Annotated in this window: 19 protein-coding genes; 3 read left to right on the forward strand and 16 right to left on the reverse strand. The window is 59.7% G+C overall.

Translation table 11 applies throughout. The features are described from left to right. The first annotated feature begins 208 nt into the window (after window positions 1-208). On the forward strand, window positions 209-1,093 hold the full coding sequence (locus NG900_RS15925; RefSeq protein ID WP_252682200.1) for a hypothetical protein: 885 nt from the start codon (window positions 209-211) through the stop codon (window positions 1,091-1,093). On the opposite strand, the gene NG900_RS15930 is transcribed toward NG900_RS15925, so the two are convergent. Beyond that, window positions 1,090-1,803: a hypothetical protein gene (locus NG900_RS15930; protein WP_252682202.1), complete on the reverse strand. Its 714-nt coding sequence runs from the start codon at window positions 1,801-1,803 to the stop codon at window positions 1,090-1,092. The genes NG900_RS15925 and NG900_RS15930 overlap by 4 nt on opposite strands. 553 nt (window positions 1,804-2,356) lie before the next feature. Between NG900_RS15930 and NG900_RS15935 the strand changes: the two genes are divergently transcribed. Continuing rightward, window positions 2,357-3,547, forward strand: a complete 1,191-nt coding sequence (locus tag NG900_RS15935) for a tyrosine-type recombinase/integrase (RefSeq protein ID WP_252682205.1) — start codon at window positions 2,357-2,359, stop codon at window positions 3,545-3,547. A gap of 99 nt (window positions 3,548-3,646) precedes the next feature. On the opposite strand, the gene NG900_RS15940 is transcribed toward NG900_RS15935, so the two are convergent. The 8 genes from NG900_RS15940 to NG900_RS15975 all read right to left on the reverse strand — a co-directional run bounded on the left by NG900_RS15940 (window position 3,647) and on the right by NG900_RS15975 (window position 12,983). After that, window positions 3,647-4,636: an ABC transporter permease gene (locus NG900_RS15940; RefSeq protein WP_252682207.1), complete on the reverse strand. Its 990-nt coding sequence runs from the start codon at window positions 4,634-4,636 to the stop codon at window positions 3,647-3,649. Between the two features lie 2 nt (window positions 4,637-4,638). Beyond that, the gene (locus NG900_RS15945; RefSeq protein ID WP_252682209.1) at window positions 4,639-5,556 is read right to left on the reverse strand and encodes an ABC transporter permease; all 918 of its coding nucleotides are present in this window, start codon (window positions 5,554-5,556) and stop codon (window positions 4,639-4,641) included. After that, window positions 5,540-7,117 (reverse strand): sugar ABC transporter ATP-binding protein, encoded by a 1,578-nt coding sequence (locus NG900_RS15950; RefSeq protein WP_252682211.1) that lies wholly within the window; start codon window positions 7,115-7,117, stop codon window positions 5,540-5,542. The genes NG900_RS15945 and NG900_RS15950 overlap by 17 nt, the downstream gene beginning before the upstream one ends. Window positions 7,118-7,125: 8 nt before the next feature. After that, window positions 7,126-8,199, reverse strand: a complete 1,074-nt coding sequence (locus NG900_RS15955; protein ID WP_252682212.1) for an ABC transporter substrate-binding protein — start codon at window positions 8,197-8,199, stop codon at window positions 7,126-7,128. Window positions 8,200-8,258: 59 nt separating this feature from the next. Then, window positions 8,259-9,326, reverse strand: a complete 1,068-nt coding sequence (locus NG900_RS15960; protein ID WP_252682214.1) for a porin — start codon at window positions 9,324-9,326, stop codon at window positions 8,259-8,261. A 205-nt stretch (window positions 9,327-9,531) separates the two neighbouring features. Next, a complete protein-coding gene (locus tag NG900_RS15965; RefSeq protein ID WP_252682216.1) occupies window positions 9,532-10,398 on the reverse strand; it encodes an alpha/beta fold hydrolase in 867 nt (288 codons plus the stop codon). 66 nt (window positions 10,399-10,464) lie between these two features. Further along, complete coding sequence (locus tag NG900_RS15970) at window positions 10,465-11,328, reverse strand: SDR family oxidoreductase (RefSeq protein ID WP_252682218.1); 864 nt, start codon at window positions 11,326-11,328, stop codon at window positions 10,465-10,467. Beyond that, entirely contained in the window at window positions 11,325-12,983 is a 1,659-nt protein-coding gene (locus NG900_RS15975; RefSeq protein ID WP_252682220.1) for a long-chain-fatty-acid--CoA ligase, read from the reverse strand. The genes NG900_RS15970 and NG900_RS15975 overlap by 4 nt, the downstream gene beginning before the upstream one ends. Before the next feature lie 269 nt (window positions 12,984-13,252). Between NG900_RS15975 and NG900_RS15980 the strand changes: the two genes are divergently transcribed. Next, window positions 13,253-13,909: a TetR/AcrR family transcriptional regulator gene (locus tag NG900_RS15980; protein WP_252682222.1), complete on the forward strand. Its 657-nt coding sequence runs from the start codon at window positions 13,253-13,255 to the stop codon at window positions 13,907-13,909. A gap of 38 nt (window positions 13,910-13,947) precedes the next feature. On the opposite strand, the gene NG900_RS15985 is transcribed toward NG900_RS15980, so the two are convergent. The 7 genes from NG900_RS15985 to NG900_RS16015 form a co-directional block, all read right to left on the reverse strand. Then, a complete protein-coding gene (locus NG900_RS15985) occupies window positions 13,948-14,883 on the reverse strand; it encodes a VOC family protein (RefSeq protein WP_252682224.1) in 936 nt (311 codons plus the stop codon). Between the two features lie 59 nt (window positions 14,884-14,942). Further along, entirely contained in the window at window positions 14,943-15,791 is an 849-nt protein-coding gene (locus NG900_RS15990) for a fumarylacetoacetate hydrolase family protein (RefSeq protein ID WP_252682226.1), read from the reverse strand. 50 nt (window positions 15,792-15,841) lie between these two features. Further along, the gene (locus NG900_RS15995; RefSeq protein ID WP_252682228.1) at window positions 15,842-16,831 is read right to left on the reverse strand and encodes an alpha/beta hydrolase; all 990 of its coding nucleotides are present in this window, start codon (window positions 16,829-16,831) and stop codon (window positions 15,842-15,844) included. A gap of 5 nt (window positions 16,832-16,836) precedes the next feature. Beyond that, the gene (locus NG900_RS16000) at window positions 16,837-18,174 is read right to left on the reverse strand and encodes an amidohydrolase family protein (protein WP_289813851.1); all 1,338 of its coding nucleotides are present in this window, start codon (window positions 18,172-18,174) and stop codon (window positions 16,837-16,839) included. A gap of 4 nt (window positions 18,175-18,178) precedes the next feature. Continuing rightward, window positions 18,179-19,678 carry an FAD-dependent monooxygenase gene (locus NG900_RS16005; RefSeq protein WP_252682232.1) on the reverse strand — a complete coding sequence of 500 codons (1,500 nt, stop codon included), beginning with the start codon at window positions 19,676-19,678 and terminating at the stop codon, window positions 18,179-18,181. Window positions 19,679-19,735: 57 nt separating this feature from the next. After that, on the reverse strand, window positions 19,736-20,806 hold the full coding sequence (locus tag NG900_RS16010; protein ID WP_315862375.1) for a porin: 1,071 nt from the start codon (window positions 20,804-20,806) through the stop codon (window positions 19,736-19,738). 64 nt (window positions 20,807-20,870) lie between these two features. Next, the gene (locus NG900_RS16015) at window positions 20,871-22,220 is read right to left on the reverse strand and encodes an MFS transporter (protein ID WP_252682236.1); all 1,350 of its coding nucleotides are present in this window, start codon (window positions 22,218-22,220) and stop codon (window positions 20,871-20,873) included. Between the last annotated feature and the right edge of the window lie 28 nt (window positions 22,221-22,248).

Consider the following 22,248-nt stretch of genomic DNA (forward strand, 5'->3'; position numbering starts at 1 on the left):
CAGCACCACCCAGCCCAAGAAGGAGAAACGCACCGCCAAACAACCCGCACAAAGCGACACCTAACAGCCTTTGGGGTGGGTCAGTTTTCGATGCAAATCCTGGGTCAGAATTCGGTGCAAATCAACATACCTGGGCAAGATCCAGCACAAGGACCAAGTGCATGCAGGCCAGCATCCGGCACTCATCGAACGAGAGGTTTGGGAGGCGGTGCAAACCAAGCTCCTGGAGAACCGACAAGGTCATCGCCAACGGCAAACAAGTGCATCTACCAGTCTGCTTACCGGACGACTGGTCGATCATCAAGGTCGGAGACTGATTCCTTCGCACAGCCAGAAGAAGACCAAGCGCTATCGGTATTACGTGTCGGAGCCGCTGGTCACCCGGGATCGAAATCACGCGCCTGATGGCTTGCGCCTACCGGCACAGGAACTCGAAACCGTTGTGGTCGATGCGTTGCGCAATTGGCTCGTTGATGCTGATGCCGTACTGCAGGCGCTCGCTGGAATCGGTCCCGAGCAGGTACAAAACGTTCTGGCGCAGAGCCAGCAATTGGCCAAAGACCTTGATGAGGCAGCGAAGCAGTATTCGGCGATTCAAAGATTGGTGCAGCAAGTCAACGTGGAGCTGCAGTCGGTACAGATCATCGTCCAACCAATGGCCCTGCTCACCCACGACTCAACAGATCACGCATCTGCGCACCGACCGACCGTAACGCTGACCATGCCCATACAGATACGGCGTTGCGGACTGGCGATGCGACTGCTGGTTACCGGCGCGCAATTGCAGCGTCGGGAGCCCGATGCCCGCTTGATCGCGTTACAGGCAAAGGCGCAACGCTGGCTGGAGCAACTCACCTCGGGACGAACCAAGAGCATTGCCGACATTGCGGACGCGGAAGGCGTCACTTGCTCTTTCGCGACGCGAGTCATTTACAGGGCCTTCCTGGCGCCAGCAATTGTGCGAGCCATGTTGGATGGCGCCCAACCGCCAAGCCTGACCTCGGATAAGCTCAAACAATGCGTACCGTTGCCCATCGATTGGGCCACCCAGCACGCGCTGCTGGGGTTCACCCCTCAACCATCGTCACATTAGCAGTGCAGTTGGTTCATGCGAATACGGACGTCGTTCATCTGTTCGCGCCACGGGCTGCTTTGTTGATACGGTAGCGGCATGCGTTGAATGCTGTCGCGCTGTGCTCGCAGTTGATTGCATTGCGCATTGATCGCGTTGGCTTGGCTTTGCATCACCACCTGCTCAGTTGCGATGTCCCGGTCGCGTTGTGCCATGCGCGCGTCCCACTGCCGCGCGAGTTGTTCGTCAGCGCGTCGTGCGGCGGCAGCAGAATCTTCCACCTGTGGTTGCGTCATGTTAGACGGTGCTGCCGATTGCGGCGTCATTTGACCGACAATGGCATTAACGGTCTGCTGGCAAGGCTCTTCCGTATAGATCGTGTGGCCGCGTACATCACACTTGTAAATTGCGCGTGCCTGAGGAGTCGTTTTGGACTGCGATTGCACTGCTGCCTGTTGTTGCGGGGCATGTGTCGCGATGGGCGATGGAGCCGACGTCGGTGGTGTTGCTATAGGTGTGGTTCCGGCTGGCTTTAGCTGTCGCGCGCAGATGTAGACGACTAGGAATACTGCAGCCCAACACATCAGTCGCAACGTCCAGTGCATTCCGCGCTGACCAGGTGTCGGTGTGTTCGGGCGACCGTACCAGCGGTTGTATTCCTTCTGCCAGTTTGGGTTTTGTATCTTTGGCTCGCGTCGATTTTTGTACCAATCGCGATCTTGGACCCCCATACCCCTCTCCTGTTACGCTGCTTCTAGCAAGCTTGTGTTGTTCTTGTTAACGCTTACCCGTGCAGCGCTGACCTTAACTCTTCGATCGTGAGCCATTTTCGCCGCGAATGTCCCATGCAATGGGACAATGGGCAATCTTGCCTCATGCGGCTTGAACAGTCGATGCCGAAGCGTGGCACGCGCTGCTGGGGCTTGCCCGGGCTTGATGGCCTCGATTGGGCGCTCAAACGACCTAACGGTACCGTCGCACTGTCGCGCTGAGAATGTCGACCTCAAACCCCTAAAAACTTAGGCGAACGGTACCGCCAAGAACGCGTAAACGACAAAGCCCCGCCAATGGCGGGGCTTTGTTCGAACCAGGCTCCGTTTGACCGGGGCGCTGGACTTGCTGGCGGAGAGGGTGTCTGCCATCTCCATATCCAGTGGACACCAAGCGAATCCAAATATTGTCCAATAATTCAATAAGTTGCGTCATCCAAGCATCCAATCTACGCTAGCAACTTCCAACACCATCCAGCACCCGCTGATGGGCTGAATGATGGGCTAAAAATCGATGCTGACCGACAAACAAGCAAGAGCACTCAAGCCGGACGATAAGCCGGTCTTCGATGGAAAAGTCACCGGGCTGCTGCTGTCGCCGACCAAGTCCGGCTGCAAATGGACGCTGCGCTTCACCAGCCCAACGACAGGCAAGCGCCGAGACGCCGGCCTAGGTACATATCCCGAAACATCGATCGCAGAGGCGCGCGAGAAGGCGCTCGCCATGCGTAAGCTCATCGACAACGGTGAGGATCCTATTGATCAGCGCAACCGGGACCGGGAAGCCGCCGCCATCGCCGCGGCGGCCCTCACGTTCGAAAAAGCTGCCCGACAAGTCCACGAAGACCTCAAACCAGGTTGGAGGAATGAGAAGCACGCCGCCCAGTGGATCAGCACGCTCGAGACCTACGTCTTTCCAAAACTGGGGAACCGCAAGCTGGATGCCATCAGCCCTGCCGATTGCGCCGACGTCCTCCGCCCGATCTGGTTAACGAAGACCGAAACCGCAAGCCGCACGCGACAGCGAATGCATGCCGTCATGCAGTGGGCATGGGCTCATGGTCACATCACGGCGAATCCGGTGGGCGTTGTCGACCATATTCTTCCGAAGCAATCTGCCAAACCTGAGCACCAGCCTGCCATGCCATGGCAGCAAGTGCCGAAGTTCGTCGCTACACATCTTGTAAAACACGAACTAGGCGACAGCACACGTGCCGCCCTACTATTTCTGATCCTGACTGCGACGCGTAGCGGCGAGGTCCGCGGTGCAACGTGGGATGAGTTTGACCTGCAAGCTCACGTATGGAGCATCCCCGCTGCCCGCATGAAAGCCAACGAACCGCATCGAGTACCACTTTCAAACAAGGCTCTGGCGCTTATTGCAACCTTGCAGCAGAGTCAGTTGCACGACACCTTAGTGTTTCCGTCGCCACGGGAGAAGGTACTCAGTGACATGGCACTCACAGCTCTTCTTCGCCGAGTCGGTGCTGAAAGTGACTCACCCGGCCGAGTGGCAACTGCCCATGGTTTCCGTTCCAGCTTCCGCGATTGGGCAAGCGAGAATGGTTATGCGCGAGACCTTGCTGAACGCGCACTCGCGCACACCATTGCAAACAAGGTAGAGGCTGCCTACCACCGAACGGATCTGCTTGAACAACGACGGCCACTGATGGAAGCTTGGGCTGACCACGTGTATTTAGGCTGACGTCGCAGATCAAGCATCAAGGAAGACCGTTTTCCAAGCCATTTGCCGAGTAATAAGCAATGCCAGCCGACTGCTCGCCGAGCAGCCGTGGCTAACCACTCAAATCCGCTGCTCCGCACCGTTACGCAGCGAATAAGTGAGAGCTGCCCCCCCGAGAATCGCCCCTTGCAAAATCAGGTGACCCGCCTCGCCTAGCCCAAAGCTCGTCAGGAAGTTGAATAGGAACACCACCATGAACGAGGCAACGGCTGGCCCAGCCACTCCACCGCGACCGTTGCCGAAAGTCACGCCGCCCAGCACTGTGGCTGCGAGCGAATTCAGCGCCAGGTCATTTCCGAGCGTCACACTGCCCACGCCGACAAAGCTGAGCAGAAGCAAGGCCCCACACGCGGACGTGATACCAGAGACGACGTGAGCGATAAACAGCACGCGCAGGTGCGGCAGGCCGGAAAGCTCCGCTGCCTTTGGATTCGCACCGATGGCGTCCATTAGGCGCCCAAACACGCTCAACCTCAGAAACGCAGCAAATGGGATCAGTATCGCCAGCCAGACCATGGGCGCAAGCGGAACGCCCGCAAATCGCACACTTCCGAAAACCGTCAGCAGTGCTGGAGCGTCACCAGACGCGCGAAATTGGCTGAGTGCAATGACAGCACCGGTAAGGATCATCGACATCGCCAGCGTCACGATCACCGCTGACGCCCGTAAGCGCACGATCAGCATTCCGTTGATCGCCCCGACACCAGCACCAAAGAGCACGCTCAATAGCACTGCGATCGGCGCGGATACGGTCGCCAGCACACCGCTGGTCAGCAAATATGCGACGACAGCGACGACACCGCCCACGGATAGATCCAGCGAGCGACAACGGATCGTGAGTGATTGGCCCATCGTTACCACGCCCAGCGGGACGGCCTGGCGCAGAATGAGCAATAACAACATCGGCGCCACCAGATTGGTGCGAGCCAATGCTGCGCAGCCGAGCAGGAGGGCAGTCCCCGCATAGGCGGGTGGCAAGCCCAAACACCACGATGCGCCACGCTGAATATTGGTCACCATCCAACCATTGTGCAAAGCAAGTGTTTTCATCACTAGAGTCCTACGATGCTCCGCCGCTGCATGCAAACCGCCACGAGCAGCAGAACGCCGATCGCAACGCTGCCAAGGAACGGCGAGATGCCGAAGAGATTCAATCCGTTCGTGAGCAGGCCAAGCGTCAATGCGCCAATCAGCACGCCCATGACGCTGCCGATTCCGCCGGTCAGCTGTACCCCACCCAACGCGACGACGGCGACTGATTCGAGAGCGAATTCCGCTCCCAACCCAGGATCACCGGCAGACACCCGCGCGGCGAGATAGATGCCAGCCGTCGCAGCCATCAGACCACAGAGGATGTAGGCGCCGATCTGCGTCGCTTTGACCTTCACGCCGTTCAGATAGGCGCTCTGTGGGTTGCTGCCAGCTGCGAACAGATGCAAGCCAAAACGGCTTCGAGAAACAACAAACCACGTCAGACCGATCGAAGCGATACACCAGCCCAGGGACAGAGGCCAGCCAGCAAGATTGCCGGTCGCGAGCCAAGTCAAGATCGGCGCAACGCTGCCCCCGGGGATCGGAAGGACCACGTAGCACAAGCCTTGCAAGACAGTCGCCGTACTCAGTGTTGTCACAAACGGGTGCACATTGCCGATCGCCACACCCGCACCATTGACGAGCCCCACCGCCGCGCCGGCAGCCAAAGCAAGCACAATGCCGATAGCAGGATCTGGCTGCGTTGCGACGATACAGCTCGCGAGGCTCACGACAGAGCCGACCGACAAATCGATGCCAGCAATCAGGGCAACAAACATCTGCCCAAGCGAGACCATGAGGAGCGCCGCAATCTGCCCACTGAAGTTGACCACGTTCTCAACTCGGTGGAAGTCTGGCGTCGTTACCAGCAAGATCACGCCGAGTAGAAACGGCAACCCCACCGCATAGCGGGACAGCCCGTTACGAGCCAGTCTCATCACACCCTCCAGCAAGTTCGTGTTGACCGAGTTCTGCCGGATCCCGCAGCGCCAATCCAAGCAAACGCTCTTCTGTCGCTGTTTCAGCAGGCACATCTGCGACAAGCGCACCATTGCGGACCACCAGAATACGGTTGCACAAGCCCATCAGTTCGGGAAGATCTCCGGACACAACTAGCACAGCACCGCCTTGGTCCACAAACTGCTGCAGCAGCTTGTAAATTTCCGCCTTGGCGCCAACATCCACGCCACGCGTCGGCTGCTCAACCAGCAAAATTCGAACGCCTGATAGCAGCCACCGTCCAAGCATGACTTTCTGTTGGTTTCCGCCCGACAACGATCGAACCGGATCGGCAGGTCGACCACGCAGTCTAAGCTTCTCCGCCCATTGCCGAACGAGCGACGGATCCCGATCCGCGCGGTGCCACAACGCCGCGCCGCGCATAGTTCCGAGCCAGAGGTTGTCTTGCACAGGAAGATCGAGATAAAGCCCCTCGGACTTGCGATCCTCCGGCATCAATGCCACACCATGAGCGACAGCTACTTCAGCACCTAACGACGGATCAAACCGCCGCAGGACGCGGCCGGCATCGGCAACCCGCATATCGCTCTTCAAGGGTGGCTCTACGCCAGCGATAGCGCGCAAAATCTCTCGCTGCCCATGCCCCTCCAAGCCTGCGAGGCCAACGATCTCACCCTGCCTGAGGGAAAGCGACACCTGCGCGCGCGAGCCTCTTGGCGACAGCGCTGCAACGTCAAGCAGTGGCGCCGTATCGGCAGGCGCACCTCGGGTTGGAAACAAGGCTGCGATTTCCCGCCCGACCATCAACTGCACCAGGCGCCCCTCCGACAACGCCGCTGCAGGTTGAGTCGTGACGTGCTGGCCGTCCTTCAATACGGATACGGTGTCGCAGAAGCGAAAAATTTCCTCAAGACGATGGCTGATATAGAACACCAGCTTGCCCGTCCTTTTCAGCTCTGCGAGGACAGCCCCAAGCTTATCGATCTCCGCGCGATTCAGTGGCGCGGTTGGTTCATCGAAAATGAAGACGCGTGCATCGCCCATCAGCCCCTTTGCAATCTCAAGCATTTGCTGCTCTGCGATGGAGAGATCAGCGCACAGGCGCTGCGGCTGCAGCGTCATTCCCGTACGTTCCAGAACATCGATTGCAGCGCGCTCCATGCTGCGACGACTTAGGCAACCGCTCCTTGCGGGCTCACGCCCAAGACTCAGGTTCTCGGCCACGGTCAAGTTGGGCAGCACTGTTAGTTCTTGGAATACCGTGGATATGCCCGCACGCTTCGCCTCTGCCGGCGCAGAGAAACAAACGTGCTCGCCATCAAGACGTAACTCGCCAGCATCCGGCGCATGCACACCGGCCAATAACTTCATCAGCGTGGATTTGCCAGCGCCGTTCTCTCCAGTAATCGCATGAATGGAGCCAGCGCGACCCGTGAGCGTGACATCTCTTAGCGCCTGAGTACGACCAAACGCCTTTGATACTCCCGTCAAGATGACGCGCTCCGGCTCAAGAGTAGGTTCTCGAGTGGTGTTCATCATCCTGAGTCTCAACGATGAAACATCTTCATCAGCGTTGCCTCAGGCAGCGTTGTGGGGAACCAGTACGCGTCATTTAGATCCGGACGAAAATACTGATCGAGTGTCGCCCCCGTAATCGGCTCCGGCGCGGAGAAATACGATCGATGGACAGACTGCCCCCGCAGCAGTGCGACAGCGGCTCTCACTGTTGCCGCACCCAAGCCGGGCGTGAAGATGGGGGCAACGCTCTTGACACCCGAACTCTTCCACACCCGCAGGAAGCCATTGTTAGCTTCACCAGTCATCGGAACAAGCGCCTTGCCGGTCTCCTTGAACACATCAATGCAGGCACGCGTCATTTCTGCGCCGGAAAACCAGATACCGTCAACCGGCTGGCCCGACAAAACGAGGTTTTCGCAGAGCTGCTTGCCTTTCACATAGCTCCAGTCGCCAAACACCTCATTGGTGACTTTCAATCCGCAAGCGTCAACGGCTTTGCGAAACCCGTCGTAACGCAATTGCTCTTCATCAACGCCGGCCATACCGCGAAACGCCCAGATGCGACCCTTGCCTTTAAGCTCGCTGCACAGGAACTGCCCGCCCTGTCGGCCGAAAACCTTGCCCCCACCCATAATTTCCGTCGTCGACTGCGTGCCGTTGCCGTAAGCGCCAAACGTCACGACCGGAATGCCCCGTTTTGCCGCATCGGCAATCAAAGGCGCCCCAACCGCTTCGGAGATCGGCCCGATGATCAGCAGGTCAATCTTCTTGGTCAGCAGATCCTGGACATCCGACACCTGCTTGGCTGGCTTCCAGTTGGCCTCGGTAAACAGGAACTCACCGATCTCCTTATGGAGTGAGGCTTCGTAGCGCATTTCCTGGATCATCTGGACGATCCAACTGTTGCCGACGCCGGCAAACGACACACCGACACGCCACGGCGGTGCCTTCTTATACGCATCAGGGCGGGTCTCTTGGACCGATGTCGGCGACAGCAGGTTTCCCGGCAACAGTTGGCTTTCGGCTGCCCACGTACATGTCGCGGCACACACCAGCAGCACGCCCATCAGAGGGCGGGCCAGTTTCTTCAGCACGGCTTTCATATTCATCTCCTCGTCAGCAATGGTGGTCGTGGCGGGCACCCACCCGCGACGACACGGCGTTAGAACGTATGGCGAATCCCCACGGTGGCGCCCACGGTCGACCCTTCACTCGCGAACAGCGCACCATTCAAGGAGAGCCCCGTATTCATCTTCCCGTGGTTTTTCACATACGCGACCTGGCCATACAGCAGGGTCCGCTTCGAGAGGGAGTAGTCGACGCCTGCCGCGGTCATGATCGAATGATTGGCCGTGTCATTGCCATCGCTCGTGTACCAAGCGCCCGCATTGGCATTCAATGCGGGCGTCAAGGCGTAGTCGAAGCCACCACCGAACACGCGGTTGTCAAACGAGCCCGCCACCTTGTAGTTGACGAACACGGCCTTGGCCGTCAGATTGCCGATCGTGTAACCAGCACCGATCGTTCGCCCTGTAAACTCAACGGCGCTCGGCACGGGTGTCATTGCAGTCGTACCGCCGGCGTTTCCGCTGTAAACAGCCGCGTCCAACGTGAATCCGCCCATGTCATATTTCAGCCTGGCGCTGTACTGGCGCCCTGCCTGGAAGTCACCAGGCTTCCCGCCGAGCGCGAGCATTGCGCTTCCTTGCAAGCCGCCGATGACCGGGCTCGTATAAGAAATGGCGTTGGGATTGAACAAGCCGGTATCGAGAACGTTGCCGACATAGAGCGGTGCGCCGCTGCCGAAATAGGACACATTCCGCGGCTCGGTACCGATCAAGGACAACACGAACGGCGAATACTGCAAGCCGGTCAGTACCGTGCCAAATCCGCCGGTGAGGCCAACCCAGGCCTGGCGGCCAAAGAGATTGCCGTTGGAGTTTGCAAATCCTCCGTTGGCCATACTGATGCCGCTCTCGAGCGTCATGATTGCCTTGAGGCCGCCCCCCAGATCCTCAGCGCCTTTCAAGCCAAAATGGGATCCCGACATACCTCCATCGATCATGGACAGTTGATGTGCTCCGCCACCCGCTGTCCGGCTCGTGTAGAGCAACCCCGCGTCTGCCACGCCATACAGCGTGACACTGCTTTGCGCGTGCGCCAAGGCTGCAACAACGATCCCCGCGACACCAACCCCAAACTTGATCGTCAAATGGCTGCGATCGTTCATACCTTGTCTCCTAGATCTGTTCATTTTTTTATCGATTCAAACTTCACGGACAAACGGGGCCCCTCCCTCCAAACAGGGCTTTGAATAAAACGAAGAAGAAGTGCCACGCGCGAGCGTCACCACGCTCCGCTGTTGCGAAAGGCAACGCGGCCGAGCGGTAGTACGGCTTCGGTGGATGTGGTGGGGGAATTGCTCCCCCCGCAGATCAGCCTGTCACGCGCCGTATCCAGGCGGTCAGATTCGTGATGACCTCGTCTCGATTTGTCTCGTTCAACACCTCGTGGCGGGCGCCCCCGTACACGTGTGTAGACAAATCAAGGCAGCCGAATTGCCGCAGCCGGTGGACCAATGGATCGAACCAGGCTAGATAGCCGTTGACGGAATCCTGGTCACCCGTGAACAAGTAGAGTGGCAAATCTTTCCGGACGGAGACGAATTGCGCTGGATCTGCCGTGCGCAAGCCATGGTCAAAAATCGAGAACAGGGAGGCCTCGGTCAACGGAAAGCCGCAGAGAGGATCAGCGATGTACGCAGCCGGCACGACGGGGTCGCGGCTCAACCAGTCCACGACCGTATTCGGGTTCGCAATCGTGGCGTTGGCGGTTTCGAGTGTCCACCCAGAGTGGCGCGGGTCAAGCAACTCGAGTGCACTCGTCCCCGACAAGGCCAAGCCATCGAGCAGTGTCGCGTGATCAAGCATGTAAATCTGCGCCGCGAATGAACCCATGCTGTGCGCAAGCATCACGAGTGGCTGACCAGGATGGCGCTCCCGCAAATTGCGGCTAACGGTAGCCATGTCATCGACGAGCGCATTGAACCCTCGCGGCCCGAAATCGCCAAGTGTGCCAGCGTCGAGTGCAGATTGGCCGTGACCGCGATGTTCGGTGGCGTAGACAATATAGCCAGCCTGGACCAGCGCATGCGCAACATGACGATATCGGCGCGAGTGCTCAGCCATCCCGTGAACGATCTGGACCACCCCGCGGCCGCTATGTTCGCCGCGCCATTGGTACGCCTCGATACGATGCCCGTCTCGCCCGTCGATTCGAAATTCTGTTTCGGTGATTACCATGGTGTCTCCAATATGTTATTTGCGTGAACGCCGCGATGGCGCTCCCGCTTGTTATGTGTCGAGCCGTTAGCTCGATATCCGTGTCGCGCCCTCTTGTGAGGCCCTGCTCGATGTGGTCTGCAAGGATTCGATCAACATGTCGCCGAAAGGAAGGGACCCAAGATTGGATTGACCTCCGTCGATCGTGATCACCGTTCCATTGATATAGCTCGCCGCTCCACAGCACAGGAACAGCGCCAGATCCGCGATCTCATCTCGATCGGCCGCGCGGCCCATTGGAATGCCTGCCAGCAAGCGCGCCCAGCTTGCATCCCCGTCCGGAGCGAGTCGCTTCATTCCTTCGGTATCTGCGACGGGACCGGGCGCGATGGCATTGCATCGCACACCGCGGGTGGCCCATTCAATCGACAACGTTCTGACCAACATATCAATGCCCGCCTTTGCTGCGCAGACGTGCGCTTGCGCGGCCGTAGGCATAACGGACTGCACGGCGGAGATCGCCAGCAGGTTGGCCGCATCGGCCTGCAAGAACGGCAGGACCGTGCGGAACGTGTTGAAGGTACCGATCAAGTCAATGTCAATGACGGTGCGGAAACCTTTACTTGACATCGTCCCCGCCTCTGCAACGAAATTGCCTGCAGCACCTGCAATACAGATATCAACGGATCCAAACACACCCTGCGCGGTCTGCAGAACTGTGCGAAGACTGTCCTCGTCACGCACATCCGCTGAATAGCCCCGTGCCTCACCACCCAGGGCCTGAATGCCATCCGCCGCTGCGGCGGACTTTTCGGCATTACGCCCAATAATCGTGATGCGGGCGCCCTGCTTTGCAAAGCGCTCGGCAATACGCTTGTTGATACCGCTGCCTGCGCCCGTAATGACAGCATGCCTGCCGGCCAGCAGGTTGGGCGTGAATACGGAACTCACGAGCAATTCTCCTCGCGTCGTTGTTCGGCAGGGGCATAGTTCGCGTATTGTTCGCGCAGGCGGTTCTTGAGCAACTTTCCAGTTGCGCCATGCGGAAGCTCGTCAACAAACACGATTGCGTCGGGCAACCACCAGCGAGCCACTCGCTCGCCAAGCCAGCCGAGTAGCGCCGCGCTTGAGAGCGTTCTGCCTGGTCGTAGTACACAGACCATCAGCGGGCGCTCGATCCACTTTGCGTGCGGGACGGCGATCACTGCCACCTCTTGGAGTGCCGGGTGCCCCATGGCCGCGTTCTCCAGTTCGATGGAGCTGATCCATTCGCCTCCGGACTTGATGACGTCCTTGCTGCGATCGACAATGGCCATGTAACCCTCGTCATCGATCGTCGCAACGTCGCCGGTATCAAACCAGCCATCGGCGCGCGCGGCAGGCACACCCCCTTCATATGCACCAACCACCCACGGCCCTCTCACCAGCAAGCGGCCAAATGCAGCTCCGTCGCGAGGCACAGGTTCGCCGTTCTCAGCTTCGATACGCATCTCAATACCGAACGGCTCTCGCCCCTGCTTAGTCTGGAGCTTGTAGCGAGCATCAGCATCCAGCGTGTCGTGGATGGGCTTGAACTGATTGACGGCACCGATGGGGCTCACCTCCGTCATGCCCCATGCGTGAATAACACGAACGTTGTGAGTCTCTTCAAACTCACGGATCATGGCCTCGCTGGCTGCCGACCCACCGATCACAGTCCGATTCAGCGAACTGAACGATTGTCCAGTCGTCCGCAGGTGATCAAGCACACCAAGCCAGATCGTTGGAACGCCGGCAACGATCGTCACATGCTCCGCTTCACACAGGGAATACAGGCTCTTCCCGTCCAGGGCGGGCCCGGGGAGTACGAGCTTTGCGCCAACCATCGGCGCTGCATAGGGCAAGCCCCATGCGTTTACATGAAACATCGGCACAACAGGCAACACAACGTCTCGCACCGACAGGTTGAGCGAGTCAGGCAATGCAGCCGCATATGCGTGCAAGACGCTCGAGCGATTCGAATAGCAGACACCCTTGGGATCACCCGTCGTTCCCGACGTGTAACACAGACCGCAAGCCTGATTCTCATCGAAGCTTGGCCAATCGACTTCAGTGGCGATTTCGCCTGCGATCAGCGTCTCGTAGTAGAGCAGACCAGGTATCGTTTCAGCGGCGTCTGCACTCATCGAGCTGTCGGGCCCGCCCAGTAATACCACATGCTTCAGACGGGGCAAATGCGCCCGGATACTCGCAACGAGCGGCGCAAAGGTGGCATCGAAGAACAGGATCTCGTCGTTTGCATGCTGCGCGATCCAAGCAATTTGCTGCGGTGCCAAACGAGGATTCAAGGTGTGGCAGATGGCACCCAACCCCGCACATGCGTAGTACAGCTCGAGGTGCCGATAGCCATTCCATGCCAGCGTGCCGACCCGAGCATTCTGCGAGATGCCCAGGCGGTCCAGCGCACGCGCAAGCTGACAAACGCGCCGGTAGGCATCGGCATAGGTGTAGCGGTGCGTGTCGCCTTCAACCCGGCGGCTGACGATCTCCACGAGCGGATGGTTTCGGTTTGCGTGCCGCAACAGGTCGATCACTCGCAGCGGGACCCGCATCATTTGACTGGACATGTCTCCTCATCGATCAGTTTTTCGTTGTGAGTGATCTTAGATGCAGGGTTGCTCGTACCGCCATTCGGATTCGGAGCAGGGCCGCCAAGCGCGTGAAAGCACAGCATTAGGCCAAACCGCCCGCAACCGCTTTCGATCATTCGGATATGAAAAGAGCCCCACCGACGGGTGCCTGTTTACGCCCGGCACAACTACAATCTGATTCGTGTAGTAACAGCCATAAAACAAGGGCGCCGCAGGCACTGTCTTTCAGGGAGGAAACACGAACTGTGACTTTCACCAAGAAGGCGCGAGAGCCCGTGCAAATTGCAGTGCGACGTAAGCCTCGGCAAGCTCGGTCGTTCATGACCGTCGAGGCCATTCTTGAGGCTGCTCGCATCTTGTTCGCACGCGACGGATTCGAAGCAACCAGTACCACACGCATTGCCGAGGTTGCTGGCGTCAGCGTCGGCTCGCTGTATGAATATTTCACCAGTAAGGAAGCGCTGGTAGCCAAGCTGATCAAGTGTCATTGCGACTACTTGATGGCGCTTTACGGGAATGCCTTCAAGGCCGTTGAGGGCCAAGGGCTCGAGGCATTGGTCGATGCATGGATCGACACAACGGCTGATGCGTATGCGGAGAATGTTGCGCTGCAACGCGTATTACTTGAGCAGATGGGCCGAGTCAGCAAGCTCCGGCATCTGCAACGGGTATCGATGGCATTCACCGACCTACTCGAGCAGGCGCTGCGAGTTTGCGGAGAACCCATTGGCCGCCCCGACCTGCACCTCGCCGCCTTCGTAATGGAATCCGCTGGCGAAGCGCTGATACATCGGTCGATCATCTATACGGCCGATCTCTTTGGCTACGAATTGCGCCGCGAGTTGAAGGTCATGCTGATTCTGTATCTTCGCGCAGGCGTTTCGGGGGGAACCGATAATTGACGTAACTTGTGGCCAGCCCCTCCACAGCACACCACACGTCAAACCTCGGTGTTGTGAATGAAGTTCTCCGGCACCGATGGGCCCCACAAGTAGAGCGAATCCTCCGGCGGAAAATCCCCCGCTGGCCATGGGTGACCGGCCGAAACAAAATCGATATCGGCAGAGTATTCACAGAACGAGCCCCACGGATCTTCAACGTAGTGGAAGTAGTTCGAACCCAGAACGTGCCGGCCCGTGCCCCAGCCTTTTGTGTAACCCGCCGCAGCCATCTGGGACGCGCCCTCGCCCACCAGATTGACGTTGTCTACGTCCCACGCAGAGTGGTGCCAACCCCTTGCACTGCTTTTTGCGAAAGCGACCAAATGGTGGTCGCAGCCGTGCGGTGCATGGGTAAACGCAATGATGTCGAGCGAGCGATCGGACAGCCGCAAGCCCAACGCCCTGCCGTAGAAATCTACTGCGCGCGGCACATCGGGCGAGAAAAGCAGGACGTGCGAGAGACGACGTGGCCGCACGGCTTTGGATTCCGAACGGGTATGCGAGCCACGCTCGTCCGCCGCGCTGCCGCTTAGTACGCACCGAGTCTTGGCAGATGGACTGGTCTTGGGGCCCACTTTGACCTGGATCAGGTTGCCGTCAGGATCGCGAAACCAGAAACCAGTCGAGTCGAGAGCGCGACTCGCCTCGATCGCGACACCCGCCGCCTGCACCTGCGCTCGCAGTGCGCAGAGGTCAGCCTCGAAGCAATTGAAACTCAGCCACGCAAGACACTTGGACGACGCAGGGAGAATGCGGGCCCAGCGGTGGCCATCACCTGCCCGGAGCTCCAACTCCTGCCCATGCGCACCCGCCGTCGTAACTTCGAGCCCGAAGGCGCGAAAGAAACGAGCCGCGTCGTCGATTGAAGGAGCGTTGAGCGCGAAGTGGTCAATCGAATGCACACTCGCGCCTGCGGCAGTGACCAGGTCAGACATGGCCGTATCATCCTTGAGTTGATGTGCCGGCTCTCGGCCGGCTCGCGTGGGTGTACCGCTCAATCCGCAGCTTCGTCAGCAATGACGTTCCGCAGTGTGCCGATCCCCTCGACCGTCACCTCGCACACGTCGCCCGCCTTCATCAGCAGCTTAGGGTTGCGCGCCCAGCCGATGCCCGAGGGAGTGCCCGACACGATCACATCGCCCGCTTCCAACGTGATCGCTTCACTGATGATGCTGATCAGGGTGGCAACGTCGAAGACCATCTGGTCGGTGCTGGCGGACTGCACGACCTGACCGTTCAGGCGTGTTTCAAGACGCAAGCCCTTCACTCCGGGGGGCAGCTCATCGGCCGTGACGAGCTCGGGCCCGAATGCACCGGTGCCGTCGAAATTCTTGCCGACGGTCCATTGCGGCGTTTTGAACTGGTACTCGCGCACCGAGCCGTCATTGAACACGGAGTAGCCGGCCACATGCGATAGCGCGTCCACCTTGTTGATATGGCGCCCGCCCTTGCCCAACACCACCGCGATCTCACCCTCAAAATCGAGACCCTCGGAATCGCTCACGCGCGGCCGGATCATCGGCGCCCCATGCGCGATCAGGCTGGTGGCTACACGGAAAAACAACGTCGGATAGTCCGGTTGCTGGTAGTTGCTCTCTGCCGTGTGATCGGCAAAGTTCAGACCAACACAAATGATCTTCGGCGGACGGGCCAATGGAGGAAGGAGCGTGAGGCCATCCAAGCTCACCTCCTCTTGCCCAGGCTGTGCTTTCCCGTATGCCTGCAGGTCTGCTCCACGCCCCAGCAAGGACTCCAGTGACTCATCGCCAAGAATGCGAACTCTGTTGCCCTCGCGTACGCCCAGGCTGGATTTTTCGCTCCTGGAAAAGGACACAAAACGCATGACTGCTACCTCCGGTAAACATTGGAAATGGCGCTCTTCGCTACCTGCTATCAGGTCGTCAGAAGAACGTGTTGATTGAGCCAGGACACGAACGCCTGACAAAGCATGTCGTTTGCACGGCGAGCGGACGCTGACGCTTCGAACATGCCAAAGAATGTGTGAAACATGTCGCCAAAGCGGTAGACCTCCACAGGCACACCCGCAGCTTTGAGCCGTGCGGCGTACGTCAGTCCCTCTTCGCACAGCGGGTCGTGCCCAGCCACAGCGATCAGCGCCGGCGGCATCCCACGCAGATCGTGCGCACGCAACGGTGAAGGGGGACAGTCCGCAGCATGGACAACTGCCTCGCCCATATACAGCCGCACGATGTCGCGCAGATCGTTCGGCGAGAGCATCGGAAAATCGCGCCGCCTGGCTTCGATGGCAGCCACATCTCGCGCCATGTCGACACCCGGCACAACCAGCAGTTGCCCGGCCAGACGGGGCTTGCACCCGCGCAGCGCAAGTGCGGTTGACGTGGCCAGATTGGCACCAGCGCTTTCACCCGCTACAGCAATGCGAGAAGCATCCCCGCCCAACTGGTCGACACAGCGAATCGCCCAGCGCGTTGCCGCCAATGCATCCTCGTGCGCCGCTGGGAACGGATGCTCGGGGGCGAGCCGATAGTCCACTGACACGACCACGGCGCCCATATCTCGGCAGAGCTTGCGTGCAATGTCGTCCATCAGCTCGACGCTACCCAGGACGAAGCCTCCACCGTGGAAAAACACCACTGTCGGCATCGACGTTGGCCGGCCGATGGGGCGGTATACCCGGACAGGGACGCGGACGAGCGCGCCGCTGGTGTCGTCCACCGCAATCGCATCTTCGACAGCGCCCACGATCGGCAGTGGTGCGCGTTCACGCGCCGCCACTACGGCGCGCCGCATGCGTTCCCGCGCCTCATCGGGCGAGCCGGAAAACGGCGGGGGAACGCCTGCCGCGGCCCGCAGCGCCACAATGGCTGCGAGCTCCGGATCGAGCACTTGCTCAACATTCATATCGTTCACGAGAGACCAAGAACGTATTGCTGGGAAGTCAACGCACGACTACGCAACGCACCCAAATCGACACCGACCATGCGGCCATGTCGCTTGACCGCGCTCCCGGCCACAAAAACCGAGTCGACATTGCCCGGGTGCGCAGCGAGAACCACGGCGCCGACAGCATCCGAAACCGGTGTGAGATTGATGTCGTCGCCACGGATCATCACGATATCGGCCTGCTTGCCGGGTGTCAGCGAACCGATCTTGCGATCGAGCCCGGTGGCGCGCGCGCCAGCGACGGTCGCAAACTCGAGCACATCTCTGAGCGTCAGCGTTTCAGGCGCGTTCGGCACGCGCGAATGTCCGCCACCCATCCACGACCGGTAGTAGGAGAACGCGTGGCGCATCTGGGTAAACATGTCGCCAGAACACTTGGTCTCGGTGTCGCCGCTCAGGCTCGGTCGGATACCGACAGCCAACAGGCGATCCAATGGGATATCGCCAATGCCCTGGGCATTCATCTCGCAGTGCACGCCAAGCGATGCGCTCACGCCTGCATCGGCCATCATCGCGATCTCGTCGGCGTCGGAGAAGCAGCAGTGCACGAATGTCAGGTCGTCGTTCAATACGCCGGCCTCATGCATCTGGGCGATTGCGCGGACGGAGCCGTTGCGAACGTAAGCGCCCATGTGGATACTCGAACGGATGCAAAGCTCGCGAGCCAGTCTCAGGTCCGCCAGCCACACGTCGCGCTGCGCCATTTCTGGGCCGCGCCCGGCCATCGCGAGCGTCAGCAGCTGATCGTCTGAAGAAAAGAAATGCTTTCTCAGTCGGCGGATATCTTCGGGATGTCCGCGCTGGCTGTTGAACATCCAGGATGCGCCATCGACCAATGGCCAGCCATGCGCAAACACGCCGCGAATGCCTGCGTCGCGCAACGCCGCGATCGCGGCATCGGTGTGCTCGGGCGTGTTCTGCACGTGAGACCAGTCGAGCATCGTCGTCGTACCGCTTTCCAGCGCGGAGAGCGCGCCCAGCAGCGTGCCCACGTACACGTCTTCCGGACGGAACGCGGCACCCTTGGCGCCTAACATCTCCGCAAAGTAGATTTGTGGATCGATGTCGGCGTAGCGATGCCGTACGCAGCTTTGCCACGTGTGGCGATGGGTGTCGACAAATCCAGGCAGCACAATCATGCCGCGCGCGTCGATCCGCTCTGCGTCAGGTGCGTCGATGTGTGCTGCAATCGCAGCAATCCGATTGCCTTCCACCAGCATGTCACCCTGATGCAGATCGCCGATGGCTGGATCCATGCTCAAGATCCACCCGCCTTTGAACAACTTGGGTTGCGCGTCCATGTTCTTACCTCTTGAACCATTTCTCGAGCTGTGCCTCGACTTCGCCGGGGCCGGCGAGCATCTCGCTCGCCCAGGCGACGTAGCCGTCGGGGCGCACCAACAGGCCTTTCACACCAACGAGAGCATCAGGTATGCGCGCGGCCCTGGCTTGCATCACCGTGACGGGCAGCTTCGAGACATCCAACGACGCGAATTGCCGACCAAACCCCTCCAGATCGAGCAGAACGAACTTGCGCTCGCGCAGCGTCTCGGTCACCGAAACCGAACGCCCGTCGAGGCAAAGCAGGTCGACATCCGGGCAGCGCTGGCCCGTCAACGGATGACTCCCTGCTTCGCTCGGATACGGCGCTTCCAGGCCGCAAAGCTCCAGAACCAGCTTGCGCTGCACGTCGGGCAACGGAATCAGGTGGACCTGCATCCGGCGTTTAAGCGCGACGGCCTCTTCCGAGAAATTGAACTGCAACGCGCACTGGGCCTTCACACTCTCAAGCAGACGAAGCATGACCGGCAAGCGCTCTGCGTTGTAGGTCTCCAGCGTGCGTTCGTCGGCGACGCCGTTGACAACATTGGCGAGTTTCCAACCAAGGTTGAACGCATCCTGAAGGCAAAAGTTCATGCCAACGCCACTGGCCGGATAGTGGATACGCGCCGACTCGCCGACCAGGAATACGCGCCCCTGGCGCAAGGTGGGAACCGCTCGCATCTGGTCATCGAACCGCGATGCCCATCGATAGCCGGTAATGCCGTAATCGGTTCCGTGGACATCCTTCAGACATTGCAGCACTTCGTCCAGCGTGACCGGCTCGTCTTTGGTGGCATGACGTCGATCACGGTGAACGATGTTGAAACGCGTGACCCCTTGGCCGAAGGTGTAGCCCCGGACCCATCCCATCTCGTTATCGACATTGATACGCCCGCCAGGCCAAGGCGCTTCAAGATCGGCATCGACAACGATGCCCCGAAACGTGCCCGAGTGCCCCTCGAACGGCAACCCGAGTTGGCTACGCACCTTGCTGCGCCCACCGTCTGCGCCGACCAGATACTTCGCCCGAACCGTCGTAGTCGCTCCATCTTGCCGCGCAAGATCGACTTCAACACCCTCGTTGTCTTGCCGGACGTCATGGAAGTCAACGCCACGTTCGATGACGGCACCGCATTCCGTAGCCCAATCCCAAAGGACTTCCTCGGTATGGTTCTGCGGGAGACCCAACGTAAAGCCGAACCGGGTTTCCAGATACTTCCATTCGATCGGATGAAATCCCGCCCAGATATGGGAAGGCCGGAACGGGTATGGTGCAATGGCGCGCGTCTTCTCAATAAAGCGATCCGCGATACCACGTGCATCGAACAGTTCGAGCACGCGAGGGAGGATTGTCCCGGCTCGGGACGTCACGCCCGAAGTACGTCGCTCGACAACAAGCGTCTTCACACCCGAGCTGGCAAGTTCCGCCGCCATTGTCAGGCCCGACGGACCGGCGCCGACCACAATTACGTCCCACTGCATTACCGCTTCCTCCGTTGAATGACCCGTTCCATTGCACTGCCGAGCTGCACGCACACCTCAGAAGAGATGCGTGATTCCGGTCTCCAGAACGGCTTGCCGAGGCCCTGCCGCAACCGGCTGATTGCGCATCACAGCACGCTGGCCCGATCCTGCGATTTGCAGCACGCCAAGTACGTAGAGACTGGTGCGCTTCGAAAGCGCGTAGTCGGCATGCGCGTGAAGCTGATTCCATTTGTAGGATTCAAGCTTCGTGTATGAGTACCCCCCGCCCAGACGCAATGCCGAGGTGACGTACTTATATGCACCCACGTCGATCGACTGGGCGGTGGCCGAGTCACCAAGCGCTTGCAGGCGCGTGTAACTGTAGTTGCTCATCACGCGCCAGCCGTGATTGACGTAGGCCACCCCAACGCTGCCGGTGTTCTGGTTTTGGAATACCGCCGCGTTGGGTGTCTGCGTGAGATTGATGCCATAGAGCTGCGATACGCCCAGCTTGGTGCCCGGCGTATAGGGAACGCCATTCACCGACTCCCATACCGCCACCGCCTGCCACGGGTTGGCGGTGTAGCTAACCTCGGCGCCGATCACTCGCCCGATATTGGTTGTTGAGGCGGCCGACCCGATGCCGTACATCGCGCCAAACTGAAAGCCGCCATAGGTGGGTGACTTGTATTTGATGGTGCTGTTCAGTGCGTTGCCAACGGTGCGGTCCAGATTGCCCGGGTGTGTCGCCAGCAACGAGGTATAGCGCTCGGACGTGAATGGCACCAGGTCCGCCATCAGGTCATACATGGATCCCAGCGTGAGCGTTCCGACGCGCGCAGAACTCAAGCCGACGTAGCTCTCGAACGGGGTGCTGGTTCCACTGTCGAGAAACACATACTTGCTCACCCGAAAGATTGCGGCCGTGTCGGCATCGATCACCTCACGCCCCGACATCGCAATGAATGGAACGGCGTGCGTTCCGCCCTCCTGGACCAAGCCCTTTCCCACCGACCCGGCATTGCTCGTGTATGACACGCCCACGCCGAGCAAACCTGACAGGGTGACGTTCGACTGTGCATGGGCCATACCCGAAACCAGGATGCAAACCGCGGTACCAACTAACCTACGATGATTCCCTTTCACTTCTGTCTCCTCCGTAATTTTTTTTGTTTGCTGCTTTCTTGCACGTTCCTGCCAATTCCGCTGATCACACGCTCACCGAAATCTGCGCAGCCGTCGACAGGTTTCCGTTGCGCCTCAGCTCACGGCGCAACGCCGTTGCGGCCACACATGCCAGAAGACCCGCCACCGCAAACACCACCGCCATCGCGTTAGGAAGCGCCTGTGCGGCTCCATTGAAGAGGTGGCGGCCAACGAGTGCGATGAGGGTAGGAGAGAAGCCCTGTCCAATCAGCCCGTTCAGAACCAGCACGATTGCCATGACCAAGCCGACGGACTGCGTAGGAGCGGTGCGCGCCACGATGACCGACGTCACCGACATGAACGTCCAGGAGCACAACACGACCATCGCGTCAGCAATCCAGAACGCGCGCAGCGAAGTGGCCAGCACGAGAGACACAGTCAGGACGGCCACAGCAAAGCTGGCGAACAGACCGATCCATGCCACGCGAGGCAAAGGTGCCGGCACCTTCTTGCGCTGCATGGCAATGCCCGCCAGCCAGAGGCCCAACGGCCCCGCGGTCAACATCAATGCGCCCTGCGTGAGCCCGAACACTTTCATGTCCAGAGCGAATCTGCGCGCAGCCACCGTGGGCATCCAGGCAGCAAGGCCGTAGGTGATGACAGCGTTGGCGATGACAAACAGAAGGAGGGGTCCGAACAGGCTCCGTTGCTTCCAAAGAAGATGGGCAATATCACGCAGGCCCTCACCTCGGTGCGCCGCATCGGCGGACGCATCGCTGCCAGAGCGACCCGGATCCACGTTGAGAAAGATCAACAGACCGATCGGGAAGCCCAACATGCCGATGAGGAACAAGGTCATCTGCCATGGGGCGACGTGACCGATCACAGGCAACGCATGCCAGTTCGCTGCTTGAATTGCCCCCATCATCGGTCCACCCAGAACGAGGGATAGCCCCGTTCCCAGGATCAACGCCATGGTGTAGACGGACAATGCACGCGCACGACGCGTGTCATCGATGCCGTCACGGATCAGGGAATATGACGACGGCGGGATGAGCGCCTCGGCGCCACCAACGATGATGCGTGCCGCCACCAGCCCGATAAATGACGCCATGGCCGCGTTCGCCGCAACCGCAACCGACCAGATGAGGACGCCGCTCGCGATGATCACGCGCCGGTCAAAGCGGTCTGCGAGCCAGCCCGCCGGCATCCCGACAACGATGTTCGCCACGGCAAACGCCGCACCAATCAAGAAGCTGACTTGCACATCGCCGACGCCGAATTCCCGCTGAATGGGCCCAACCATCAGCACCAAGATGTTCTTGTCGATCTGCGCGAGCATCGTAATGACGGTCAGGGTGACGACTAAGCCCCACTGAGTCCATACCGATCTCGCCGCGCGACTTTCCTGCATGGCCTTGTCTCCTTGATGTTTTCTGTCC

It is taken from the genome of Ralstonia soli, from assembly GCF_023955655.1.
Classification (GTDB): Bacteria; Pseudomonadota; Gammaproteobacteria; order Burkholderiales; family Burkholderiaceae; genus Ralstonia; species Ralstonia soli.

Bases quoted from the DNA above. Each gene is read 5' to 3' on its own strand.
- NG900_RS15945 (WP_252682209.1), bottom strand. From the start codon at position 5,556: ATGAGACTGGCTCGTAACGGGCTGTCCCGCTATGCGGTGGGGTTGCCG.
- NG900_RS15935 (WP_252682205.1), top strand. From the start codon at position 2,357: ATGCTGACCGACAAACAAGCAAGAGCACTCAAGCCGGACGATAAGCCG.
- NG900_RS15950 (WP_252682211.1), bottom strand. From the start codon at position 7,117: ATGATGAACACCACTCGAGAACCTACTCTTGAGCCGGAGCGCGTCATC.
- NG900_RS15965 (WP_252682216.1), bottom strand. From the start codon at position 10,398: ATGGTAATCACCGAAACAGAATTTCGAATCGACGGGCGAGACGGGCAT.
- NG900_RS15985 (WP_252682224.1), bottom strand. From the start codon at position 14,883: ATGTCTGACCTGGTCACTGCCGCAGGCGCGAGTGTGCATTCGATTGAC.
- NG900_RS15960 (WP_252682214.1), bottom strand. From the start codon at position 9,326: ATGAACGATCGCAGCCATTTGACGATCAAGTTTGGGGTTGGTGTCGCG.
- NG900_RS15955 (WP_252682212.1), bottom strand. From the start codon at position 8,199: ATGAAAGCCGTGCTGAAGAAACTGGCCCGCCCTCTGATGGGCGTGCTG.
- NG900_RS16005 (WP_252682232.1), bottom strand. From the start codon at position 19,678: ATGCAGTGGGACGTAATTGTGGTCGGCGCCGGTCCGTCGGGCCTGACA.
- NG900_RS16015 (WP_252682236.1), bottom strand. From the start codon at position 22,220: ATGCAGGAAAGTCGCGCGGCGAGATCGGTATGGACTCAGTGGGGCTTA.
- NG900_RS15990 (WP_252682226.1), bottom strand. From the start codon at position 15,791: ATGCGTTTTGTGTCCTTTTCCAGGAGCGAAAAATCCAGCCTGGGCGTA.
- NG900_RS15930 (WP_252682202.1), bottom strand. From the start codon at position 1,803: ATGGGGGTCCAAGATCGCGATTGGTACAAAAATCGACGCGAGCCAAAG.
- NG900_RS15975 (WP_252682220.1), bottom strand. From the start codon at position 12,983: ATGTCCAGTCAAATGATGCGGGTCCCGCTGCGAGTGATCGACCTGTTG.
- NG900_RS15940 (WP_252682207.1), bottom strand. From the start codon at position 4,636: ATGAAAACACTTGCTTTGCACAATGGTTGGATGGTGACCAATATTCAG.
- NG900_RS15995 (WP_252682228.1), bottom strand. From the start codon at position 16,831: ATGAATGTTGAGCAAGTGCTCGATCCGGAGCTCGCAGCCATTGTGGCG.
- NG900_RS16000 (WP_289813851.1), bottom strand. From the start codon at position 18,174: ATGGACGCGCAACCCAAGTTGTTCAAAGGCGGGTGGATCTTGAGCATG.